Origin of the sequence: Microbacterium sp. NPDC086615 (assembly GCF_040686055.1) — a bacterium.
GTDB lineage: Bacteria > Actinomycetota > Actinomycetes > Actinomycetales > Microbacteriaceae > Microbacterium.
On record NZ_JBFBJJ010000003.1, the window covers coordinates 65165 to 86038 of the forward strand.

Genomic DNA, 20874 nt, shown 5'->3' on the forward strand with positions numbered 1-20874 from the left:
TAATGATAACCATTCTCAATAAGGTGAAATGACATGGCTCACCTTCGACTCCTCCGCCTCTGGCGTGGGCATACGGGGGCGCTTCTTGCGCTCATCGGCGTCGGTGTGGCGATCTCGGCAACGTGGGCGACGCAGGCCGTCGTGCTGTCGCAGCTGTTCGCGGGTCTGCTCGCGGGCCGCTCGCTCGTCGACTCCGCGCTCCTGCCCCTGATCGTCGTGGTGGCCGCGGTCCTGCTCCTGCGCCCCGGGCTCACTCTGCTGCGCGCCGCGATCGCACACCGGGCGATGGATGCCGTCAAGCGCGACCTGCGTCGGCACGCCGTCGCCGCGCTGATCGAGCGCACGGCGCGCACGCCCGGTGAGGGACGCACCGGCGCGGACCAGGCCACCGTGACCGACGGCGTCGAGAACCTCGACGCGTACCTCTCGGCCTACGTGCCGCAGCTGGCGGTGACGGGTGTCGTGTTCGCCGCCGTCGGAACGGGCCTCGTGCTCGTGGACCCCGTGATCGGGGCCGTGGCGATCGTCGCCGCCGTCGTTCTTCCGCTCGCCCCTCGCCTGTGGGACCGGGTGCTCGCTGCCCGGGGCGGTGACCACTGGGACGCCTACCAGCACCTGCACGCCGAGTTCGTCGACTCGATGCACGGGATGACGACCCTCGTCGCGTTCGGGCAGGAAGAACGGCGCGAGCGCGAACTGGCCGCGGCTTCCGACACGCTGCTTCGGCGGACGCTGCGCCAGTTGAGCGTGTCGCTCGTGGAGTCGGGACTGTCGCAGTTCGCCCTGCTCGCCGTTCCGGCGCTCGTGCTCGTGCTCATCGCCGTGCGGGGTGGGGAGCTGAGCGCATTCGAGATGTTCGCCGCCGTCCTGCTGTCGATCGAGCTGGTCCGCCCCCTGCGCGAACTCGCTGCGGCCTGGCACGCGGGCTACCTCGGAACCTTCTCGGGACCACTCGTGCTCGACCTCGTCGAGGCGGACCGCGGGCGTCGTGACACGGAGCCGGTCGCGCGCGGCGAGGTCGCGCTGCCCTTGGAGGCCCGGGATCTGAGCCTGCGGCATCCGAACTCCTCGGCACCGGTCGTGCGGGGAGCGTCCTTCCGTGTGGATGCCGGACTCACCGCGATCGTCGGTCCCACCGGCGCCGGCAAGTCATCGATCGCGGCGGCCCTGGCGGGTCTGCTCGAGCCCGAGCAGGGCACGATCTCGCTCGGCGGTCGGACCATGGGCGTCGATGAGCTGCGGGCGCGCGTGAGCCTGGTCGCCCAGGACCCGGCGCTGCTCGCGGGCGATGTGGCCGCCGAGATCGCGCTCGCCGCTCCCGCGGACGCCGAGGCGGTCGAGGTCGTCGCAGCGCGGGCCGGGATCGGCACGGGAGAGAGCCGCCTCACCCTCGACACCCCGCTCGGCGACGGCGGAGCGGTGCTCTCGGGAGGGCAGCGCCAGCGCGTCGCCATCGCCCGCGGTGACATGCAGCAGCGGCGTGTCCTGGTCCTCGACGAAGCCACTTCGGCCCTCGACCCCGCCGCGGAGGCCCGCGTGATCGCCGCTCTGCGTGCCGCCCGCCCCGACGACGCGATCGTCGCGGTCACCCACCGCCTCGCCGTGGCCGAGAGCGCCGACCGGGTGATCGTCGTGCAGGAGGGAAGAGTCGTGGAGACCGGTGCGCCCGCCGACCTCCGAGCGCGCGGCGGGGCGTACGCCGCGTTGCTCGCCGCCGAGGCGGTCGGCGCCGTGCCCGCCGGGGGAGGCCGCGCGTGAGCGTCCTTCGCCCTCTCGGCCTGCTCGTGCCCTATCTGCGCCGACGGCGCGGACTGTTCCTCGGCGTCGTGGCGGTCGTGACCGTCGCAATGCTCGCGACCATCGCTGTGTCGGTGCTCTCGGTGACCGCGGCCTCGGCGCTCGCGACCGCGGCAGGGGCTCCCCCGCTGGTGCTGGCCGTCATCGTGGCGGTCGTCGCTGCCGGTCTGGCAGCCTGGGGCGAGCAGTGGTTCGCGCATGTGCTCGCGTACCGGGTGATCGACGCGCTCCGCGTCGACGTGCACCGCGCCATCGCCCGTCTGGCCCCGGTGGGCCTGGCCCGTCGGCGGTCGGGCGACACGGTGGCGGCGGCGATGGGCGACGTGGAGTCGCTGGAGTGGTTCGCTGCGCACACCGTCGCGCAGGTCGCGGCCGGCGTTCTGGCGTGTCTCGTGATCGACGTCACCGCGGTCGCGCTCCTCGGTCCCGTGTGGCTGTTGCTCGTGCCCGCGCAGGTGCTTCTCGTGGCGGTGCCGGTGCTCTTCGCGCGCCGCGCTGCGGCCCAGGGGCAGATCCTGCGGGCGGCGCTCGCGCGCCTGTCCGCGCGCGTCCTCGCGGCGCGCTCCAGTGCTCGCGATGTGGTCCTGCTCGGGCGGGTGGGCGCGGAGGCCGAGGCGATGGCCGATGAGACCGGGGCTGTGCAGCGCGCGCGGCGCGGGTTGTCTCTGCGCGCGGGTCTCGAACAGGCCCTCACCGATGCCCTGACCGTGGTCGTGCTGCTGACGACGCTTCTGCTCACCTCGGCGGCGATCGCCGGGGGAATGGATGCCGTCATCGCCCCGTCGCTGGTGGTCTTCGCCGCCGCCGCGCTGTCTCCCGCCGCGATCGCCGCCGGAGCGCTCGGGCGCGTCGGCGAGACCGCCGAGGCCGCCCGCCGCGTCGACGCCGTCCTGCGGGCCCCGGGCGTGCGCCCCGTCGACCCCGAGGGTTTCCGCGCGTTCTCGACGACCGACCCGGGCGCGGTCGTGGCCCGGAACCTCCGCGCCACCTACCCCGAGGGGGAGGGGAGCGCCCTGAACGGCGCCGATCTCTCCCTCGTGCCGGGTGAGCACGTGGCGGTGGTCGGCGAGAGCGGGGCCGGCAAGACGACGCTCGCTCTCGTGCTGGCCCGGCTCCTCGCCGCCGAGGGTGAGCTGTCGGTGGACGGCGTCGACTGCGCGGCGGAGTCGGGGGCCGAGACGCGCCGACGGGTCGTCCTCGTCCCGCAGCAGCCGCACGTCTTCCGCGCCACCGTTCGAGAGAACCTGCTCGCACCGGATGCCGACGACCGGGCGCTCTGGACCGCACTCGAACACGCGCGCCTCGCCGACCACGTGCGTGCCCTCCCCGAGGGTCTCGACACCCTGCTCGCCGAGCGTGGCGCGACGTGGTCGGGTGGGGAGCGCCAGCGCCTGGGACTCGCGCGAGCCCTCCTGCGCAACCCGTCCGTGCTGGTCCTCGACGAACCGACCGCGAGCCTCGACACCCTCACGGAGGCGGACTTCGTCGCCGCCCTCACCGCCACGCGCGCGGGGCGGACGACGGTGGCCATCACGCACCGCCCGACGCTCATGCGCGCGATGGATCGCGTCCTCTTCGTCGAGCGCGGACGCGTCGTCGACACCGGCCCGCACGACGAGCTGACCGCACGGTCGCCCCGGTATCGCGCGGTCGTCGAGGGCGCCCTCACCGGAGACCTGTCCGAAACCCCCGACCTCGAGAGGAGGTGATGTCCATGTCGCAGATCACGATCGTCGCCGTCGAGGAGCAGCGCGCCGCCGAAACGGTGCTCGCTCCCAACTCCAACCACCACGGTCACGTGGCGACCTCGTTCGCCTGGTCCTGACCTCTCCGCGCGCGGGCTCGGCTTCGGCCGGGCCCGCGCGTACCCGCTTCCACCCGCTCTCGTGAGGAGACCCCCGATGACGCCCACCCCGCTCGTGCTCGACGCCCGCCCCGCGCGCACCGGTGTCGAGATCCGTCCTCTCGACGAGCGCCGCAGCCTCGTCACCGTCGGTGAGCAGCACCACATCGTCGACGTTCCCGCCGCTGTCGTGCAGGTTCTCCTCTGGGCGTGGCACGAACGTCGCGACGATCTGATCGGCGCCGAGTTCGCCGAGGCGGCCGCTGCCCTGCGGCCGCTGCTCGCCGCCGCCGCGGTCTCTTCGCCGACCATGATCACCCCGGCCCCGCGACCCGACGCGGGTCCCGCGGTCCGCGCCGTGCTGGCCGGCGACGACGAGGTGGTCGCCGCCGCCCGCGCGCGGTTGCGCGCCGATGACGACGTGCTCCCCGCGCCGGTCGGTCCGCCGCGCACCGTCGCGACGACGGCCTTCTCGGCCGACCGCCTCCTCGTCGTGGCGCTGCGCGGCGGCCGCGAGCGCGAGTTCATCGACCTCGACCGCATCTGCCACGACCTCCGCGTGCCGTGGCTGGCCGTCGAGCTCTCCCGCGGTCGGCTGTGGGTCGGCCCCCTCGTCACGCCGGGGGTCGGGGCGTCGTACGAAGACGCGGCAGCCCGCCGTCTGGCATCCGCCCGCAACGCGACCGTCCACCGGGCGCTTCGGAGTCCGGCCGTCGGTGGGGATCAGGGGCCGGATGCCGCTGACCTGCCCGCTCTGCTCGACGCGATGTGGGAGCTGGTCGCGGTCGCCGCTGAGACCGTCGCCCGTGAGGACCTCGCGCAGGCACCGGGTGATCTCCTGCACGAGCTCTGGCTCGAGGAGGGGGAGGTGCGTCACACCGCCCATCCGGTGCTCCCGCTCCCGCACCGGCGCACGCGGCATCGCTCGCACTCCGCGCTCGACCTCGTCGACGAGCGCTCGGGGGTCATCACGCGCGTGCGCGATGTCCGGCATCACTCGCGGGTCCCCACGGCTCTCGTCACTCGCCAGGCCGACGTCGCCGACATCCGTGCGGTGACGTCGTGGGCCAACAACGTGCTGTGTCAGGGGTCGGCGTTCGACGACGCGGCATCCGCTCAGGCGGCCGCGATCGGCGAGTCGGTGGAGCGGTACTGCGGCAACATCCTCGACACCCTGCCCGTGCGGCACGGCTCGTTCGCGCAGCTGCGCCGGGCGGGCGTGCCCGCGCTCGATCCCCGCCGGCTCGTCCTCTACAGTGACGCGCAGTACGCCGCCCCCGGATTCCCCTTCGTCCCTCTGGATGCCGACCTCCCCGTGCACTGGGTGCCGGGACGCTCTGCGGTGACCGGCCGCGAGATCTGGGTGCCGGCATCCCTCGTCTACGTCAACTGGTATTCGGCCGACGTGGCCGCCGCGCCGCCGACGAACTTCTGCGCCTTCGCGGGCATCGCCGCAGGCCCCAGCGAGGAGTTCGCCGTGACCAGCGCGATCGAAGAGGTCGTCGAGCGTCACGCGACGATGGTGTGGTGGCTGAACGCGCAGCCCCTTCCCCGTGTCGAGGGCGTGACCGCGCCGCCGGTCGCCGAGGGCTCGCGCGTCTCGTTCGTCCATCTCGACAACGAGTTCGCCGTCCCGGTGGCGGCCGCGATCCTGCACGACGACGACGATCAGCTGGTCAATGTCGGCTTCTCGGCGCGCCCTGACTTCGCCTCCGCAGCCTCGAAGGCCCTGACCGAGGCGTACACGCTGCAGGAGGGCTCGCGCGACCTGTTGCACGCCGACGGCCTGCACTGGCGGGTGATGACCGAGGGCGAGCTCAACGGTCGGGCGTTCAAGCCTTGGCGCGCCGACCGCCGCTACCTCGACGACTTCCGCGCCGACATGCACGACTGCGACGACCTCATGGTGCAGCAGCAGGTGTACCTCGACCCCCGCGCCGGTGAACGCATGCGCCGTCTTCTGCGTCCGGGGACGACCCGTTCGCTCGGCACCGTGCCGCGGCTGGCGGAACGCTCCCGTGTCGCGATGATCGCAGCCCTCGAGCGCGCGGACGTCGAGCCGATCGTGGTCGACATCACCACCCCCGACATCCGCAGCGCCGGACTCACGGTCGTCCGAGTGATCGCGCCGGGGACGATCGGCAACGCCCCTGCGGCGTTCCCGTTCCTCGGCCACGGACGCGTCCAGCGCATCGCGGTCGAGCTGGGCTGGCGTGAGACCCCTCTCGCCGAGCACGAGATCAACCTGTTCCCGCTGCCGCATGCCTGATCGCACGCTGACCGCCCGCCCGGTGCGGGTCGGCCACGCGGCCCCGTTCCCCGCGGCGTTCCACCACTTGCAGATCGCGATGCCGACGGCGACGGGCGTCGATGCGCACGCGGTCGTCGTCGACCTCGCCCCCGAAGTCGATCCCGACGCGATCGACGCCGCCGTCCGCCGCCACTGGTGGTCGGCCGATCATGGGCAGCTCGAGGTCCGTCGCGCGTCGGCCCGCGGCCTCGCCGCCGAGGGGGCGCCCGTGCTCCGCGCATCGGATCTCGGCTGGGTCGATCCGATCGAGCGCGCGATGCCCGGCTTCCCGCTCGCGCCCGACGACGACCTCGTCGAACGCCGGTGGGTGCGCGCTCGCCGCGGGAGCGTGGAGGGATGGATGCCGTACACCGCCGCCGTGGCTCGTCCCGGTGACGCGCGGCCCGACGAGCCTCTCGTGCACCCACCGCTGCTGGGCGGGTTCGGTGCGGGTGTCGACAACGACGACGCACGCGCGCAAGCGTCGAGGTCTGTCGTCGTCGACGACGCGCTGTGGTGCTGGTGGACGGGCCTCGCCCCCGCGGCATCCCTTGCTCTCTCTCCTCAGGTGCGGGACTCGTGGGCCGACGCGGACCTGGAACTGACCCTTTGCCGCCTCGATCGCGGAGTGCTCGGCCCGGTCGCTCTGGCCGCCGTCGACGATGGCCGCGTCCTCACGGTCGGTGGCGGATACGGGCTCGACGCGCCCGGCCAGCGCGCCGCGATCGCCCGGGCGCTGTGGCAGCTCGTGCTGGCCCGGTCGCTCGACGATCCGGGCTCCGACTTGCACGCGCTCGGTGTGCCGGGGATCGTCCCGCCCCGCGCGGACCGTCGGTACGCTCCCACCGATCCGCGCACACGCCGACGCCTTCTCGACCCTCTCTCGCACGTGCAGCTCGCCCTCGACCCGCGCGTGCGGGCCCGCCTCCGCGAACGGCTCGATGACCTCCGTCCCGGTCCCCCCGCCGTGAGCGCCGCGGGAGAAACGTGGACGGTCGACCTCGCACCCGACGGACGTGTCGTCCGAGCGCTGTGCCCCGACGCGATCCCTCTGCCGTTGGGCGCGTTCCGGCTCGATCCCGCTCTCATCGCGGCGGCCGCGCGACGCCCGGGGGCGAACCCCGTGACGCCGGCAGCCGCCGCGCAGACACCCTTCCCGGGGTGGTGAGCGGGTGCTCAGCCGCGGTGCGACACCCCGAGCTGCGCCTCCGTCAGCACCTGCCCCTTCGGCCGCTCGCTCGCGGCCAGAGCGAGCCACGTCTCGACCACCGTGTCGGGGTTGAGAGACAGCGACTGGATGCCACGCGCCACCAGCCACTCGGCGAAGTCGGGGTGATCAGAGGGCCCCTGTCCGCAGATCCCGACGTACTTGCCCTGGCGCCGACACGCGTCGATCGCCATCCCGAGCAGGTGACGGACCGCCGGGTCTCGCTCGTCGAAAGCGGATGCCATGAGCGCCGAGTCGCGATCGAGCCCGAGGGTCAGCTGGGTCATGTCGTTCGAGCCGATCGAGAAGCCGTCGAAGTGTTCGAGGAACTGCTCGGCGAGGATCGCGTTCGCGGGCAGCTCGCACATCATCACGACCTTGAGACCGTTCTCCCCACGGCGCAGGCCGTTGGTCGCGAGCAGGTCGATGACCGCGGCCGCCTCACCGACGGTGCGGACGAACGGCACCATGATCTGCACGTTCGTGAGCCCCATGTCGTCGCGCACGCGCCGCAGAGCCTCGCACTCCATGTCGAAGCACGCGCGGAACTCGGGGGAGACGTACCGCGCGGCTCCGCGGTAGCCGAGCATCGGGTTCTCCTCGTGGGGCTCGTAGAGCGGACCGCCGATGAGGTTCGCGTACTCGTTCGACTTGAAGTCCGACAGGCGCACGATGACCGGCTCGGGTGCGAAGGCCGCCGCGATCATCGAGACGCCCTCGGCCACGCGCTGGATGAAGTACTCCTCCGGCGACGGGTAGGCCGCCACGCGCGCGCGGATGTCGTCCGCGAGCTCGCCGTCGAGCGCGTCGAGATCCAGGAGCGCGCGCGGGTGGATCCCGATCTGCCGGTTGATGATGAACTCGAGCCGGGCCAGCCCGACGCCGGCGTTCGGCAGCCGCGAGAACGCGAAGGCCTGGTCGGGGGTGCCGACGTTCATCATGATCTTGGCGGGGGGTTCCGGCATCCGGTCCAACTCGGTCTGCTCTTCAACGAAGGGCAGGATGCCGCCGTACACAAGGCCGTCGTCGCCCTCGGCGCACGAGACCGTGACCTCCTGCCCGTCGGCGAGCGCGCGGGTGGCGACACCCGTGCCGACGACGGCGGGGATGCCGAGCTCGCGGGCGATGATCGCCGCGTGGCACGTCCGGCCGCCCCGGTCGGTCACGATCGCCGAGGCGCGCTTCATGATCGGCTCCCAGTCGGGGTCGGTCATGTCGGCGACGAGCACATCGCCGTGCGCGAAGTCGGCCATCTGGTCGATCGAGGTGAGCACGCGCACGCGTCCCGCGCCGATGCGCTGACCGATCGCGCGCCCCTCGAGCAGCACCGGGCCGCGCTCGGCCAGCACGAAGCGGCGCAGGACGCCCGCCGACTGGCGCGAGACGACCGTCTCGGGGCGGGCCTGCAGCACGTACAGACGCCCGTCGACACCGTCCTTGCCCCACTCGATGTCCATCGGGCGGCCGTAGTGCTCCTCGATGACCAGGGCGATGCGGCCGAGCTCCTCGACCTCCGCGTCGGTGAGCGAGAACTGCGCCCGGTCGGCGGCATCCACCTCCACGAAGGCCGTGCTGTCGTCGACGTGGATGCCATCGGTGTAGCGCATCGCGATGGCCTTCTCGCCCACCGACCGCTTGAGGATCGCCGGGCGCCCGGCGCGGAGGGCCGGCTTGTAGACGTAGAACTCGTCGGGGTTCACCGCGCCCTGCACGACCGCTTCGCCCAGGCCGTACGAGCTGGTGACGAACACGGCGTCCTCGAAGCCCGACTCGGTGTCGAGGGTGAACATGACGCCCGAAGCACCGATATCGGACCGCACCATGCGCTGCACCCCGGCCGAGAGGGCGACCTCGTGGTGGTCGAAGCCGTGGTGCGCGCGGTACGCGATCGCGCGGTCGTTGTAGAGCGAGGCGAAGACGCGACGGATCGCCTGCAGGATGTTCTCGATCCCTCCGATGTTGAGGAAGGTCTCCTGCTGACCCGCGAACGAGGCGTCGGGGAGGTCTTCCGCGGTCGCGCTCGAACGGACGGCCCAGGTGACGGCATCCGGATCCGACTCCTCCGCCACGAGCGCCGCGTAGGCGGTGCGGATGTCGGTCTCGAGATCGGCCGGGAAGGGCTGCTCCTCGATCCAGGCGCGCACCCGGGCTCCCAGTTGGCTCAGCGCGGCGACGTCGTCGACGTCGATGCCCTCGACCGCCGCGCGGATGCGCTGGTCGAGCCCGCCCTCGGCGAGGAAGCGTCCGAATGCATCAGAGGTGGTGGCGAACCCGGGCGGGACCCGGACGTCGGCGGATGCCAGGTGCGACACCATCTCGCCGAGCGAGGCGTTCTTGCCGCCGACCTGCGCGAGATCGCTCATGCCGATCTCGTCGAAACGAAGGATGTTGGTCATGGGGTGGGCCTTTCGTGGGGGCGGTCCCGCAGTTTCATCGACTGCAGGATCACGGCGGACATCTCCTCGACGCTCCGGGTCGCGGAGCTGAGGAACGGAATGCGGTTGCGGCGGTAGAGGTCTTCGGCCCGGCGGATCTCGAGGGTGCACTGGGCGAGGCTGGCGTATGTCGAGTTCGGGCGGCGCTCGTGTCGCACCTGGCTGAGGCGCAGCGCGGTGGTGGTGAGCCCGAAGCAGCGATCCGCGTGCGGGGCGACGATGCGCGGCAGGCCGTCGGTGGGGAAGTCGTCGTCGGTGAGCGGATAGTTCGCCACGAGGAGCCCGTAGTGCAGGGCGAGGTACATCGTGGTCGGCGTCTTCCCGCAGCGGGAGGGCGCGACGATGATGACGTCGGCGGTGTCGAGCGCGCGGCCGCTCTGGCCGTCGTCGTGCTCGATCGCGAACTCGACCGCGCGCATGCGCGCGAAGTACCGCTCGAGGTCGCCGAGCCCGTGATACTGCCCCGAGCGCTGCTCGGCGGGGGTGTCGAGCGCGGCTTCGAGCTCGGTCAGGTGCCCCGCGAGGAGGTCGATGACCACCGCCGCGGAGCCGGCGATCAGAGCCCGGATGCCGGCATCCTTCACGGTCGCGAAGACGATCGGTGCGGCCTCCGGCGTCGTCGCGCTCTGCAATGCCGCGGCGACGGTCGACACGGGCGTCACCGTCCCGACGAAGGGGATGGTGTGGCGATCGAAGTGGGCGGCGGGGAAGTTGGCGAGGAGCGCGTTGCCGAGGGTCTCGGCGGTGATCCCCGTGCTGTCGGACACGAAGAACACCGCGCGCGTGGCGGCGCTCAGCACGGTGTCCGCGGCGTCGTGGGGTGGGCCATGCGACGACGCTAGGGAAGTTCGATCAGAATTCCTGCGCCGAATGAAAGTAAGAAAACGGATTCTTATCCGATGCGTAATCCGCGCTCTCAGGGCACCGCTTCGTAGGACTGCACGCTGGCAAGACCGATCAACGGCATGATGTGAGCCGAGACCCACCCCACCTGGAAGTCGTAGACGCCCGGTCGGAACTCGGCGGCGACGCGCGCGGAGTTGTCGAAGGTGACGCCCCTCTGGAGCACGACGTCACCGCACTCCGTGGTGTGGAGGAGCACGCTGGGAAGGCTGCTCGACCCTTTGAACCCGCCGGAGGACTCTCGTGGATCCGCGGAGGTGACGGTGCACCGCCACGTGGTCAGCACGTTGTTCTCGAGCGGCGGCCCGATGAAGAGCGTGAACACGGTGAGCGCGAACCCCAGTGCGACGACGAGCAGGGACGCGAGGACCGCGAGTTTGCTCGGAGGCTTCTTCTTTCGACCCGCCGGCATCAGCGCCCCTCGGTCAGGATGCCGTTGACCTCGGTCTCGATCGCGCGTGCGCGCGTGGCGGTCTCGGGGCTGCCCGCGTGCACCCCGGGCGCGAGCCGCGTCAGGACGCTTCGCAGGCGCATCAGGATTTCCGTGCCGGTCGACCCGCCCGCGATCGCGTCGTCGATCTCGCGGGACCAGTTCTGGTGCCCGGCGGCGTCGAGCTCGTCGCGCAGTCCGCGCGCCGTCGCGAGAACGTCGTAGGCCATGAGAGGACTTCCTGTCTGCTCGAGCGACAACGGACGAAGAGCATCTCGGCTGGTCGTCGCGCGGTCGGCATCCGGTTCATTCCCGCAGGAAGGTGAAACTCTTTACCGTCGGAAGGCCGTCGGGCAGAAGCGGCATGATCGTGCGGGAGAACCATCCCGTCTCGATGTTGTACACCCCCGGCGCGAACGACGCAGCGATCTCGGCACTGTTGTCGAAGGTGACCCCCTGCTGCCAGCTCAGGGCTCCGCAGTCGTTCGTCTCGATTCGGACGATGGGGAGGGTCGGGCTTCGTCCGCCCCCGGAGGATGCCGCGCTCGCCCCCGTCACCGTGCACTCGCGGCCCTCGATCCCGATGTCGTCCCAGATGGGAATCAGGACAACTCCCAACGCCGCGAGCATCATCAGGGTGAGCGCGCCGAGCACCGCGCCGCGCTTGAGGGAGCGTCGTGACGTCTGGCGTCGCCGGCTCATGCGTTCGGCCACTGCTCGCGTGGCGGGGCGGCCCGGAACTTCACCATCGACATCCCTTTCCCCTTGCGCCGCGTGTCGGCTCTTCGGCGCCCGATCAGACGAGACGCCTGAGAGAGTCGTAGACGGCTTCCCGTCGTTCATCGATTCTGCGATTGTTCTCGACATCGGGGACGATGCCGTCCATCAACACGAGGTCGGTGAACGAGTTCATCCCTCCGAAGACCGCCAGGCCGCGGGCGGCCGCCTCGCGAACCTCGTCCGGGCTGCCGGCGCGAAGGAGGTCACGGGCGACCCCGTCGAAGAACGTCGCGTATCGGTCTTCGTCGACGGTTCTCAGCGCCTGGGCGAGCGTCACCACGTCTGCGACCGCGCTGTCGACGAGTCCCGCGTTCATCGAGGTGCTCCTCACCTCTCCTGCAGGGGGCGGGCGGCGTCGGGGATCGGGAGGTCGGGGCGGTACTGCCGGAAGTATTCGATGAGCTGCGGGTAGCCGAGCATGATGCCGGTGGCGTAGAACCGGGTTTTCGATCCGGTCTTTCCGAGGATGCCGCCGTAGTTGCTCGTGATGTGCGGGGCGAGGGCCGTGAGCTCGGCGAGGGGGATCTCGCGGGGTGCCGCGATCATCGGGAAGGACCAGATGGTGTCGGGGGTCACTTCGAGCCGTAGGCGGTGCATGCCCTTGGCGAGAAGGATCAACAGGATGCCGCCGACGACAGTGGCAACGCCGGCGATCCTCATCGCTGGCGGTGATGCCGGACGGGTGAAGGCGACCAACGCGATGACGGCTCCCAGCGCGACGACGGCGATGCCGACGGTGCGGATGAGCACGCGTTGCCAGCGTCGGGTGGAGACGACGAAGAGGACGTTGGCCTTGGTGGCCTTGTAGGTCGCGGTCGATGGGGAGCGGCGGATGCCGGCTGACACGGCCAGTGTGACGATGACCATCGCGGCGACGGCGACTCCGACACTCACGGCCGTGGTGGAGAAGTTCATGGCTCAGCCTTTCATGCACTCGATCGGGGCGTCGGTCAGCTCACGGGCTCATACGACTGGGCCTCGGGAAGCCCGTTCGGGAGGAGTCTGATCAGGAAAGCGGATACCCAACCAATCTGGAAGTCGTAGGTACCTGGCACGAAGTCAGCGGCGATTTCAGTGTTGTTGTCGAAGGTCACGCCGTTCTGAAGGGCGATGTCACCGCAGTCGCTCGTGTGCAGAAGCACGCTGGGCAGCGTGGTCGACCCCTTGAACGTTCCTGATGATTCATGAGGCTCCGCCGATGTCACGTCGCACTGCCATGTCGTGAGCGCGTTCCGCTCCAGCGATGGGGCGACGAAGAGGAAGAAGACGACGACTCCCACCATGAGGAGGAAGATCGATCCGAACACCTTGAGCCTGAGCGAGGACTTGCGCCGGGGAGTCGCCATCACGGTGCCCACCTTCCTACAACGGGTCCGTCCCCGCCATTCGCGAAGCCCTGGAGCAGACCACTGACGATGTCCGTCGACCTCATGTCGCCGGGCTTGAGCACAGTGTTCACCAGGCCGCCGAGGGCACCCGTGACGTGGCTCACTCCCAGCTCAGCCAACATGCTTCCGTAGTTGAGGGGCGCAGCGTGTCGGCCACTGGTCGTGGCCGCGACGAAACCAGGGAATCGTTCCGCTATCTCTTCTGCAAGGCCCTTCCCGAGGTGGCCGGAGATCGCGGAACTGCCGGCGCCCGTGACAAGTCCTGAGGCGCCGGCCTGGAGGTAGCCCAGGGGGGAATGGTCGCCGTCACTGAACTGGTAGTCGAGCACGTTGCCCGTGGATCCGCTGGCGCCACCCGAGACCATCCCCCGATTGATGGGATTCCTTAGGAAGTTATAGAGGTTCTGCGCGCCCTTCCCCGCGTCATCCGCAAACGAGGCGATGCGCACGACATCCTTCGCCCTGGCCAGCCCCGCTGCGACGCCTCCTCCGACAGCTCCTGAAACGGCGCCGGTGAGCGTGTCCGTCCCAACCTTTCCCCAGTCGACCGTTCCCGTCGTGGTCTTCTGTGAGATATACGATGTTCCGCCGGATATCAGAGCCCCGCTGGCGGCACCGATGAGGACAGCGCCGACCGGCCCACCAACCCCGGTGAACATCAGCCCCACTCCGACGACGACGACGGCCCCGGCGAGGATGACGTCCCAGTTGTCCCCCACCCAGTCTGTCGCCGTGGCCAGCGCCCCCTGCCGGGCCTCGCCGTAGGCCGTGAGCTCGGCGTCCGTCACCGGACGCAGACCCAGCGGGTCCGTGGCGTGCAGCGGGTCGTTGCCCGCGTACGAGTAGGGGTTCGTGCCCCAGACCGCTCCGACGGGCGCCTCGAGGGGGTCGGTGGTGAGGAACCCACGGGTCGCCGGGTCGTAGGCGCGTGCGCCCATCCACTCCAGTCCCGCGATCGCGAGATCCCCGCCCGGGGTGATCGACACCGCGTCACCACTCAGCGCCTGCACCGCACGCAGCGCTGCCCACGGCTCGTCGGCCGCGGCGGAGCGCGCGTCGCGCCAGCCTCCGACGATCCATTCGCCGTCGATGCCGGCCAGAGCGCCGGGGGCGCGGAACAGGTCGGTCGAGCCGGCGCGCAGAGCGCGGGGCGTACCGTCGGCGGTGTCCCACAGGAGCGGGATGCCGTCGACCTCGACGAGGTCGCCGAGCCCATCGACGCGCAGGGCGACGTGGCGTTCTTGGCCGCCCGACGCGCGCTCGGTGATGCCGCGGAGCCACCCTCGCTCGTCCCAGGCGTAGGTCGTCTCGTGACCCGGAGCGGTCTCGCGCACGCGGCGACCCCGCTCGTCGTACGCGAACGCGGTCATCCCGGCGGCGTCCGACAGCGACAGGAGCTGCCCCGCCGCGTCGTACGTCGAGACGCGCTCACCCTCGCGGGACGTCTCTCGCACGAGGCGTCCGGCGGTGTCGTACTGCCAGAGCGTCTCGCCCGCGTCGGTGACGGCCGACACCAGCTGCCCGGCTTCGTCGTGCAGGTAACGGGTCGAGCCCGTGGCATCCGTGATCGCGAGGATCCGGCCGGTGTGGTCGCGCTCGATGCGCGTCACGGTCGCGCCCGTGGCATCGGTCCGCGTGTGCGCGACCGGGAAGCCGTCTGCGTAGTCCCAGGTCTGCAGGCTGTCGCCTGCGCGGGCTTCGAGGATCCGCCCGAACGCGTCGCGCGTGTAGTGCACGGCGCCGAGGCGGGAGTGATCCAGACGGGTGAGGCGGCCCGCGGCATCCCGTGTGTAGTCGACGGTGACCCCCGTGGGGGTGACGAGGCGGGTGCGAGCACCGTCGGCGTCGTACTCCCACCGCGTCGTCTCGTCGCCCGTGACGCGCTCGACGAGCCGGCCGATGCGGCTGTAGCGCAGCGTGTGGGACACGGTTTCGGCGCCGGTGTGGTCGACGACCGTGGCGGATCGTTCACCCGGATCGCGGCGGATCTCGGTGACCCGGCGCCCGTCGACCGAGAGACCGGATGCCAGCCCCGCAGCGTCGTACGTCCACTCGGTCGTGACGCCGTCCGGCGCCGTCTGCGCGATCTGGCGACCGGCTGCGTCATACGCGGCGGTGGTCACCCGCCCGAGCGGGTCGGTCTGCGAGGCGACCTGGGCGAGGTCGGTGTACGCGCGCGTCGTCACCGATCCGAGGGGATCGGTGATCGACACCAGGCGCCCCCGGTCGTCATAGGCGTACCGGGTGACCCCACCGATGCCGTTCGTGGCGGCGACGAGTTGGCCGGCGGCGTCGTACGCGAAGCGACGGATACCGTATCGGGCGTCCTGCGAGAACGTCAGGCGCCCCGCGAGGTCGTAACCCAGACGGGTGACGCCGACGCCGGGGGTGTCGAGACGGACCACGCGCCCGACCTCGTCGTACACGGTCTCGGCGCGCTCGCCGGTCGGCAGGACACGGGCGACGACGCGCGAGTCGGCGTCGTACTCGAGGGTGGTGCGGGCCTCGTTCGCGTCGACGGCCGCGACGGGGCGTCCGCAGTGGTCGTACTCGTATCGGGTCGTGCGACTCGCGGGGGTCGTGATCGCGATGACGCGACCCGCCAGGTCGCGGTCGATGCGGGTGAGGCCGCCGTCCGCGTCGAGGAGCTCGACCGGGCGCCCGCAAACGTCGTAGGTGATCAGCGACGCGTCGCCCGCGGCATCCTGGATCCTCTCCGGCCGGCCGTAGCTGTCGTAACGGACCGAGGTCTCTTCGAATGCGGTGCGCACCGTGAAGGTGGTGTCCTCGCGCGAGATGTCAGTGTGCACGCCGGTGGGATCGGTCGTGCGCACCAGCTCGCCGACGGCGTCGTACTCGCGGGTCCAGACCCCGCCCGTGGGATCGGTGATCTCGCGCAGGCGGGAGAGGGCGTCGTGGGTGAAGCCCCAGGTCGCGCCGTCGGGGAGGGTGACGCCGGTGACGTTGCCGAAGTGGTCGAACGAGCGGTCGATGCGACGCCCGAGCGGATCGGTGGTGCGGGTGAGCTGCCCGTGCGGGCCGTACTCCAGCTCGGTGCGGGCGCCGAGAGGGTCGATGATCGCGGTGACCACCCCGCCGGGGCCGTGCTCGTAACGCCAGATCGCGCCGTCGGGGTCTTCCCGGCTCAGCAGCGAACCCTCGGAGCTGTAGGTGTAGCGCGTGACCGCGCCCAGCGGCGTGATCGCCTGGGTGACGCGGCCCGCGCCGTCACGCACCAGCCGTGCGGTGGCGCCGTCGGCGTTCCGCGTGGCAACCAGTTCCCCGTGCGCGTCGTAGTCGAAGCGCACGACGACACCCTCGGGGTCTTCGACCCGGCGGAGCAGCCCTTCGGCCCAGTCGAGTTCGGTGACGCCGCCGCCGGGGTCAGTGATGCGGGAGGGGTTCCGCTCCAGATCGTTGGGGTAGTCGTAGGTGACGACACCGCCGTCGGCGGTCACCACTGTCGTGATGCGGTCGTGGTCGTCGTAGCCGTAGGTGATGTCGGCGCCGTCGGGGGTGACGGTGCGGGTCTTGCGTCCGCGGGTGTCGTAGGCGTGGACGGTGATGCGTCCTTCGCGGTCGGTGACCGAGACGAGGTTGCCGGACGCGTCGTACGCCATCGACTGGCGGTTGCCGTCGGTGTCGATGATCCCGACGAGGCGGCCCTTGCGGTCGGCGATCCACGTGTTCGCGTTCGACCCGTCGCTGTCTGCGACCTCGGTGACCCGGCCGGAGAGGTAGGTGAAGCGGGTGTGGCGACCGAACTCGGTCGTCTGCTCCCGCACGCGCCGCTGCGCGTCGTACACGTTGGTGCACTCGATCACCCCGGCGGCCGAGACCACCTGGTCGATGAGGTCGTCGTCGTTCCACCGGTAGGTGCGGGTGCCGCCGGGGCCGGTGACGGCCGTCAGGCGACGGTCCTCGTCGTACAGGTACTCGACCCGGCGCCCGTCGGAGGAGGTGACGGATGCCACGAGCCCGTCGACGTACTCGACGTCGATGCGGCGGTCGCGGGAGTGCTCCAGGGCTGTTACGGCTCCGGATGCGTCACGGAGAACGGTCATGACGTTGCCGGCTCCCGCGCCGGCGGCGACCCAGTCGCCGCCGGTGGTGAACGCCCACCAGGCCCCGGCGTTGTCCGTCACGAGCAGGCCCTCGGACAGGGCCAACCCGCGCGCGGCGAGGTCGTCCGCGCTGGCGCGGTTGAGCCAGGAGTTCTCCCCGGTGCCTCGCGCCCAGTCGCGCCCGTCCCGGCCGAACACGATCTGCCGCCCGTCCGCCATCACGAACCGCGCATCATCGTCGGACAGCAGCAGGGTGGTGTCGAGGATCGACGACCACCCGACACCGAACACCCCCGCCCCGTCGTTCAGGGAGTTGTACATGCGTGTCAGCGACAGCAGCGCCGTCGCCGCGGGGAACGGCAGGTCGTTCTCCGGCTCGAGGAAGTTGCCGGTGGCGGAGTTGACCGGGTCGTTCACGAACCCCGTCGTCGGTGCCCCGCCCCACGCGGTCGGGGGGTCGATGGTCAGGTCCTGACGGGTCGCGGACACCCCCGCCGCGGCCAGCGACGCCGCCAACGCGGCATCCGACACCGTCCCGATGCCCCCGTTCGTCCCGGCGTCCTCGAACGCCTGCGCGATCGTGTTCGCCCACGCCGTGTCATTCGCATTCGCGTCCAACCACGCGCGGAAACCCGCGACGACCGGACTGACATCAATGCCACCGAAATCGCACGTCGCCATGAAATCGCCGGTCCACTCCGACAGACGCCCCGGGTGCGCCGAGAGGCCGGCGTCCAATTCCGCGGTGCCGTTGGCGAACGACCGGAGGTTCTCGGGGCGCGCCGACGACGTGCCGCCGCCCCCGCCTCCGCCGCCCGGTGCGGGCGTCTGTCGGGGCGACGACGTCAGCGTCGTGGCCTGGAACACCGGCGGATCGATCGGCCCCGCGGTGGGCGGCGGCTCCTCGCCGAAGATGTCGTCCCACGTCGCGTCCAGCCAGTTCGACCGCCGCGCCTCGACTCGGTCGCGCCACTCCCGCGCGCGCTTGCGCCGCGCGTTCTCCTCCCGCGCCGCATCGCTCAGGCGCCCCATGAACGACGCCACGTCGCGCAGTCGGTAGACCAGCTCGCGCGCGTCGCTCGCCGCGATGTCGGCGTTCGCGTTGAACAGCTCGGAGAAGTAGCCCGAGAAATCGGTCCGCGCCGTCGCGGCGTACGAGATCCGCGACGCGGTCTGATCTTCGATGTGGTTCGCGGCCGCGTTCGCCGCCGACGCGACAGCGTCGGCCCGTCCGAAGTCGTACGTCAGGTCAGGTGCCCCATACACCTCGAGATCGACATCAGCCACCGAAAACCCCCCAGTCGTCCCGCGGTCACACACCGACCGCTCATGGCGACAGAAAGGATAACTCGCCACCCTTTTTCGTCCCGGAAGACTTGATTTTGCTCGGCGTCTGCAGCAAGAAGACGGCCGTTCCGCTCCCGCACGGCGTCACCTGGGGATTGCCGATGAGCCCGTCAGCATCCAGGCTCTCCGGAGGTCGCGCGCTCCCCGAGGAATAGACTGGATGCCATCGACACCGTTCTTCCGGGATCTTCCGTGGCCACTTCCTCTCCTGCGCGCGCCTTCGACGTGCGCCATCTGCAGCTCGCGCGCGCCTTCTTCGCCGCCGTCGCCGCTGCCATGGTCACCTTCTCGTCGGACCACTCCGCGTCCGTGGGCCTCGCTGTCTTCAGCGGGTTCACGCTCGCCACGGCGCTCGTGTTCGCGCTGTCGGCCTGGGTCGTCTTCCCCCGTGGCGCCCGCGCGACGGTCATCGTCCTCGCGGTCGTCTCGGCGATCGCGGGCATGGCGGCGAGCGTCCCGTCGTGGCGCGAGACCGGCACCTTCTTCGCGATCGTGATCGCGTGGGCCTTTGTGAGCGGCCTCGTCGAGGTGATCGCCGCGATCCGCGATCGTCGGGCCGGTCGCGCCGCCGCCGCCCCGCGCGACGGTCTGCTCATCGGCATCCTGACTCTCGTCCTCGGTGTCGGACTCCTGGTCACCAACCCGCAGTTCGCCCTCGGCTACGCGATCGAGGGAGCGGGCTCGTTCACGCTGACCGGCATCGTCATCGCCGTCGGGCTCTTCGGCGGTTACGCGGCGGTCGTCGCCGTCTTCCTGGCGATCGCGGGATTCTCGCCGCGCCGCCCCGAGCCGATTCCGGCTGCACCCACCGAGGAGGCCGTGTCGTGACCGACAAGCCCGCCGAAAAGCCGACCCGTCGCGATCTGATGAAGCCCGTCCAGCTGCTGGGCCTCGCCTTCGGTGCCGCCGTGTTCGCCGGTTTCGTCACGCTCATGTCGATGGGCTTCTTCCAGACGCGTCCCGCCGATGAGATCCAGCGCGCTCTCGTGGTCGGTCTCGTCGCCGCCGGCGTCACCTTCATCGTGGTGCTCGTGAGCGTCGCGCTCATGCTTCTCGTCGTCGACCCCGCGAAGGTCACCGCGACCGTCGACCGGCCGTTGCTGCTTCCGAAAGAGACTCCGGATGCCACCGCCCCCGACGCCGCGAACGCCCCCGAGGCTCCGCCGGCCGACGGCGGCCCCGAGAAGCCGCGGGGCTAGCGCTTTTCGAAGGCCCGAAGAGGAATGACCCCGCTGACCTATCGCAGGGGTGGTGGTGGCGATACCCTGATCGCGCGGTCTACCCGAGACCGCTCTCTGGGAGGTCTGCCTCGTGATCGGTTCACGGGTTTTTCCGTCGCGCGTGCGTGCGTGGGTCGTGTCGATGGCTGTGGTTGTTTTGGCTTCGTCGGCGCTCGTCGTGGGGGCACCGGCCCCGGCGGCGCAAGCTCTCGGGGGCGCGGCTATCTGCACAGGCTTCGCGCAGTGCAACAAGCAGCAGTTGGGTAACGGTGGTTACGAATCCGTTTACACCACGTCGTTCTGGAACATGATCGGCGGTCACAACTGCACGAACTATGTTGCGTACCGGTTGGGCCGCGACGGGGTCAGCCGGTTTACGATCACTGGGCAGGGGAACGCATACGAGTGGGGCAACGCTGCCGTATCGAAGGGCATCTCCGTCGACAAATCGAATCCGAGGCCCGGAGACGTGGCGTGGTTCGATCGATCGGTCGCGCCCGGGTTCGGGCACGTCGCCTACGTCGAGTCGGTGGATGTTCAGGCCGGGACGATAACCGTTTCCGAGGACAACGCCGGCGGTGACTTCGATTGGCGCAAATATCGCATCAGCGAGGTGAGCGGGTTCATCCATGTCGGGAAGAAGGCTCCGAGCGTTCCTCGTGTGGCTTCCGACTTCAATGGTGATGGGAAGTCTGATCTGGTCTGGTACGAATCGTGGAATCACAACGGCGCAGCGCAGGTGCTGTTGTCGAATGGCTCGGGTTTCTCGGGCTCGGAGTGGTTGAGCGGTTACAGTCGGCCGGATTGGGCGGGTGTCGGTGACTTCAACGGTGATGGGAGGTCGGATCTCGCCTGGTATGAGTCGTGGAACAACAATGGTGTCAAGGTGCTGTTGTCGAATGGGTCGGGATTTTCGAGTTCGACGTGGTTGAGCGGATACGGTAAGCCGGATTGGGCGGGTGTCGGTGACTTCAACGGTGATGGGAAGTCTGATCTGGTCTGGTACGAATCGTGGAATCACAACGGCGCAGCGCAGGTGCTGTTGTCGAATGGCTCGGGTTTCTCGGGCTCGGAGTGGTTGAGCGGTTACAGTCGGCCGGATTGGGCGGGTGTCGGCGACTTCAACGGTGATGGGAAGTCGGATCTCGCCTGGTACGAGGCGTGGAACAA

General features: G+C 70.4%; 16 protein-coding genes. 7 read left to right on the top strand and 9 right to left on the bottom strand.

From position 1 onward, the window contains the following. The first annotated feature begins 33 nt into the window (after nucleotides 1-33). The 4 genes from AB0O24_RS04435 (at nucleotide 34) to AB0O24_RS04450 (ending at nucleotide 7098) form a co-directional block, all read left to right on the top strand. Nucleotides 34-1758 (top strand): ATP-binding cassette domain-containing protein, encoded by a 1725-nt coding sequence (locus AB0O24_RS04435; RefSeq protein ID WP_363372854.1) that lies wholly within the window; start codon nucleotides 34-36, stop codon nucleotides 1756-1758. Continuing rightward, nucleotides 1755-3506, top strand: a complete 1752-nt coding sequence (locus AB0O24_RS04440) for an ATP-binding cassette domain-containing protein (protein ID WP_363372857.1) — start codon at nucleotides 1755-1757, stop codon at nucleotides 3504-3506. Before AB0O24_RS04435 ends, AB0O24_RS04440 begins: the two co-directional genes overlap by 4 nt. Nucleotides 3507-3698: 192 nt before the next feature. After that, the gene (locus AB0O24_RS04445) at nucleotides 3699-5909 is read left to right on the top strand and encodes a YcaO-like family protein (RefSeq protein ID WP_363372859.1); all 2211 of its coding nucleotides are present in this window, start codon (nucleotides 3699-3701) and stop codon (nucleotides 5907-5909) included. Further along, the gene (locus AB0O24_RS04450; RefSeq protein WP_363372861.1) at nucleotides 5902-7098 is read left to right on the top strand and encodes a hypothetical protein; all 1197 of its coding nucleotides are present in this window, start codon (nucleotides 5902-5904) and stop codon (nucleotides 7096-7098) included. Before AB0O24_RS04445 ends, AB0O24_RS04450 begins: the two co-directional genes overlap by 8 nt. A gap of 8 nt (nucleotides 7099-7106) precedes the next feature. Here AB0O24_RS04450 and ppsA read toward each other — a convergent pair whose 3' ends face one another. The 9 genes from ppsA to AB0O24_RS04495 form a co-directional block, all read right to left on the bottom strand. Next, entirely contained in the window at nucleotides 7107-9533 is a 2427-nt protein-coding gene (gene ppsA, locus AB0O24_RS04455; RefSeq protein ID WP_363372864.1) for a phosphoenolpyruvate synthase, read from the bottom strand. Next, a complete protein-coding gene (gene ppsR, locus AB0O24_RS04460; RefSeq protein WP_307384107.1) occupies nucleotides 9530-10372 on the bottom strand; it encodes a pyruvate, phosphate dikinase/phosphoenolpyruvate synthase regulator in 843 nt (280 codons plus the stop codon). The genes ppsA and ppsR overlap by 4 nt, the downstream gene beginning before the upstream one ends. A gap of 116 nt (nucleotides 10373-10488) precedes the next feature. Continuing rightward, nucleotides 10489-10887: a hypothetical protein gene (locus AB0O24_RS04465; RefSeq protein WP_363372867.1), complete on the bottom strand. Its 399-nt coding sequence runs from the start codon at nucleotides 10885-10887 to the stop codon at nucleotides 10489-10491. After that, nucleotides 10887-11135 (bottom strand): hypothetical protein, encoded by a 249-nt coding sequence (locus AB0O24_RS04470; RefSeq protein ID WP_275801844.1) that lies wholly within the window; start codon nucleotides 11133-11135, stop codon nucleotides 10887-10889. The genes AB0O24_RS04465 and AB0O24_RS04470 overlap by 1 nt, the downstream gene beginning before the upstream one ends. A gap of 76 nt (nucleotides 11136-11211) precedes the next feature. Continuing rightward, nucleotides 11212-11607, bottom strand: coding sequence for a hypothetical protein (locus AB0O24_RS04475; RefSeq protein WP_275801843.1), 396 nt, complete (start codon nucleotides 11605-11607; stop codon nucleotides 11212-11214). A gap of 94 nt (nucleotides 11608-11701) precedes the next feature. Further along, the gene (locus AB0O24_RS04480) at nucleotides 11702-12001 is read right to left on the bottom strand and encodes a hypothetical protein (protein ID WP_275801842.1); all 300 of its coding nucleotides are present in this window, start codon (nucleotides 11999-12001) and stop codon (nucleotides 11702-11704) included. A gap of 11 nt (nucleotides 12002-12012) precedes the next feature. Then, nucleotides 12013-12600 carry a hypothetical protein gene (locus AB0O24_RS04485; protein ID WP_275801841.1) on the bottom strand — a complete coding sequence of 196 codons (588 nt, stop codon included), beginning with the start codon at nucleotides 12598-12600 and terminating at the stop codon, nucleotides 12013-12015. Between the two features lie 35 nt (nucleotides 12601-12635). Further along, complete coding sequence (locus AB0O24_RS04490) at nucleotides 12636-13034, bottom strand: hypothetical protein (RefSeq protein ID WP_275801840.1); 399 nt, start codon at nucleotides 13032-13034, stop codon at nucleotides 12636-12638. Then, nucleotides 13031-18424 carry a DUF6531 domain-containing protein gene (locus AB0O24_RS04495; RefSeq protein ID WP_363372873.1) on the bottom strand — a complete coding sequence of 1798 codons (5394 nt, stop codon included), beginning with the start codon at nucleotides 18422-18424 and terminating at the stop codon, nucleotides 13031-13033. Before AB0O24_RS04495 ends, AB0O24_RS04490 begins: the two co-directional genes overlap by 4 nt. 252 nt (nucleotides 18425-18676) lie before the next feature. Between AB0O24_RS04495 and AB0O24_RS04500 the strand changes: the two genes are divergently transcribed. The 3 genes from AB0O24_RS04500 to AB0O24_RS04510 all read left to right on the top strand — a co-directional run. Then, entirely contained in the window at nucleotides 18677-19312 is a 636-nt protein-coding gene (locus AB0O24_RS04500) for an acyl-CoA synthetase (protein ID WP_275801838.1), read from the top strand. Beyond that, nucleotides 19309-19683, top strand: a complete 375-nt coding sequence (locus tag AB0O24_RS04505; protein WP_275801837.1) for an amino acid transporter — start codon at nucleotides 19309-19311, stop codon at nucleotides 19681-19683. Before AB0O24_RS04500 ends, AB0O24_RS04505 begins: the two co-directional genes overlap by 4 nt. A 112-nt stretch (nucleotides 19684-19795) precedes the next feature. Further along, the coding region (locus tag AB0O24_RS04510; protein WP_363372877.1) for an FG-GAP-like repeat-containing protein at nucleotides 19796-20874 on the top strand (1079 nt) is incomplete at its 3' end.

Coding starts and splice junctions, on each gene's coding strand:
- AB0O24_RS04435 (WP_363372854.1), top strand. CDS start 34: ATGGCTCACCTTCGACTCCTCCGCCTCTGGCGTGGGCATACGGGGGCG.
- AB0O24_RS04445 (WP_363372859.1), top strand. CDS start 3,699: ATGACGCCCACCCCGCTCGTGCTCGACGCCCGCCCCGCGCGCACCGGT.
- AB0O24_RS04450 (WP_363372861.1), top strand. CDS start 5,902: ATGCCTGATCGCACGCTGACCGCCCGCCCGGTGCGGGTCGGCCACGCG.
- ppsA (WP_363372864.1), bottom strand. CDS start 9,533: ATGACCAACATCCTTCGTTTCGACGAGATCGGCATGAGCGATCTCGCG.
- AB0O24_RS04465 (WP_363372867.1), bottom strand. CDS start 10,887: ATGCCGGCGGGTCGAAAGAAGAAGCCTCCGAGCAAACTCGCGGTCCTC.
- AB0O24_RS04470 (WP_275801844.1), bottom strand. CDS start 11,135: ATGGCCTACGACGTTCTCGCGACGGCGCGCGGACTGCGCGACGAGCTC.
- AB0O24_RS04475 (WP_275801843.1), bottom strand. CDS start 11,607: ATGAGCCGGCGACGCCAGACGTCACGACGCTCCCTCAAGCGCGGCGCG.
- AB0O24_RS04480 (WP_275801842.1), bottom strand. CDS start 12,001: ATGAACGCGGGACTCGTCGACAGCGCGGTCGCAGACGTGGTGACGCTC.
- AB0O24_RS04485 (WP_275801841.1), bottom strand. CDS start 12,600: ATGAACTTCTCCACCACGGCCGTGAGTGTCGGAGTCGCCGTCGCCGCG.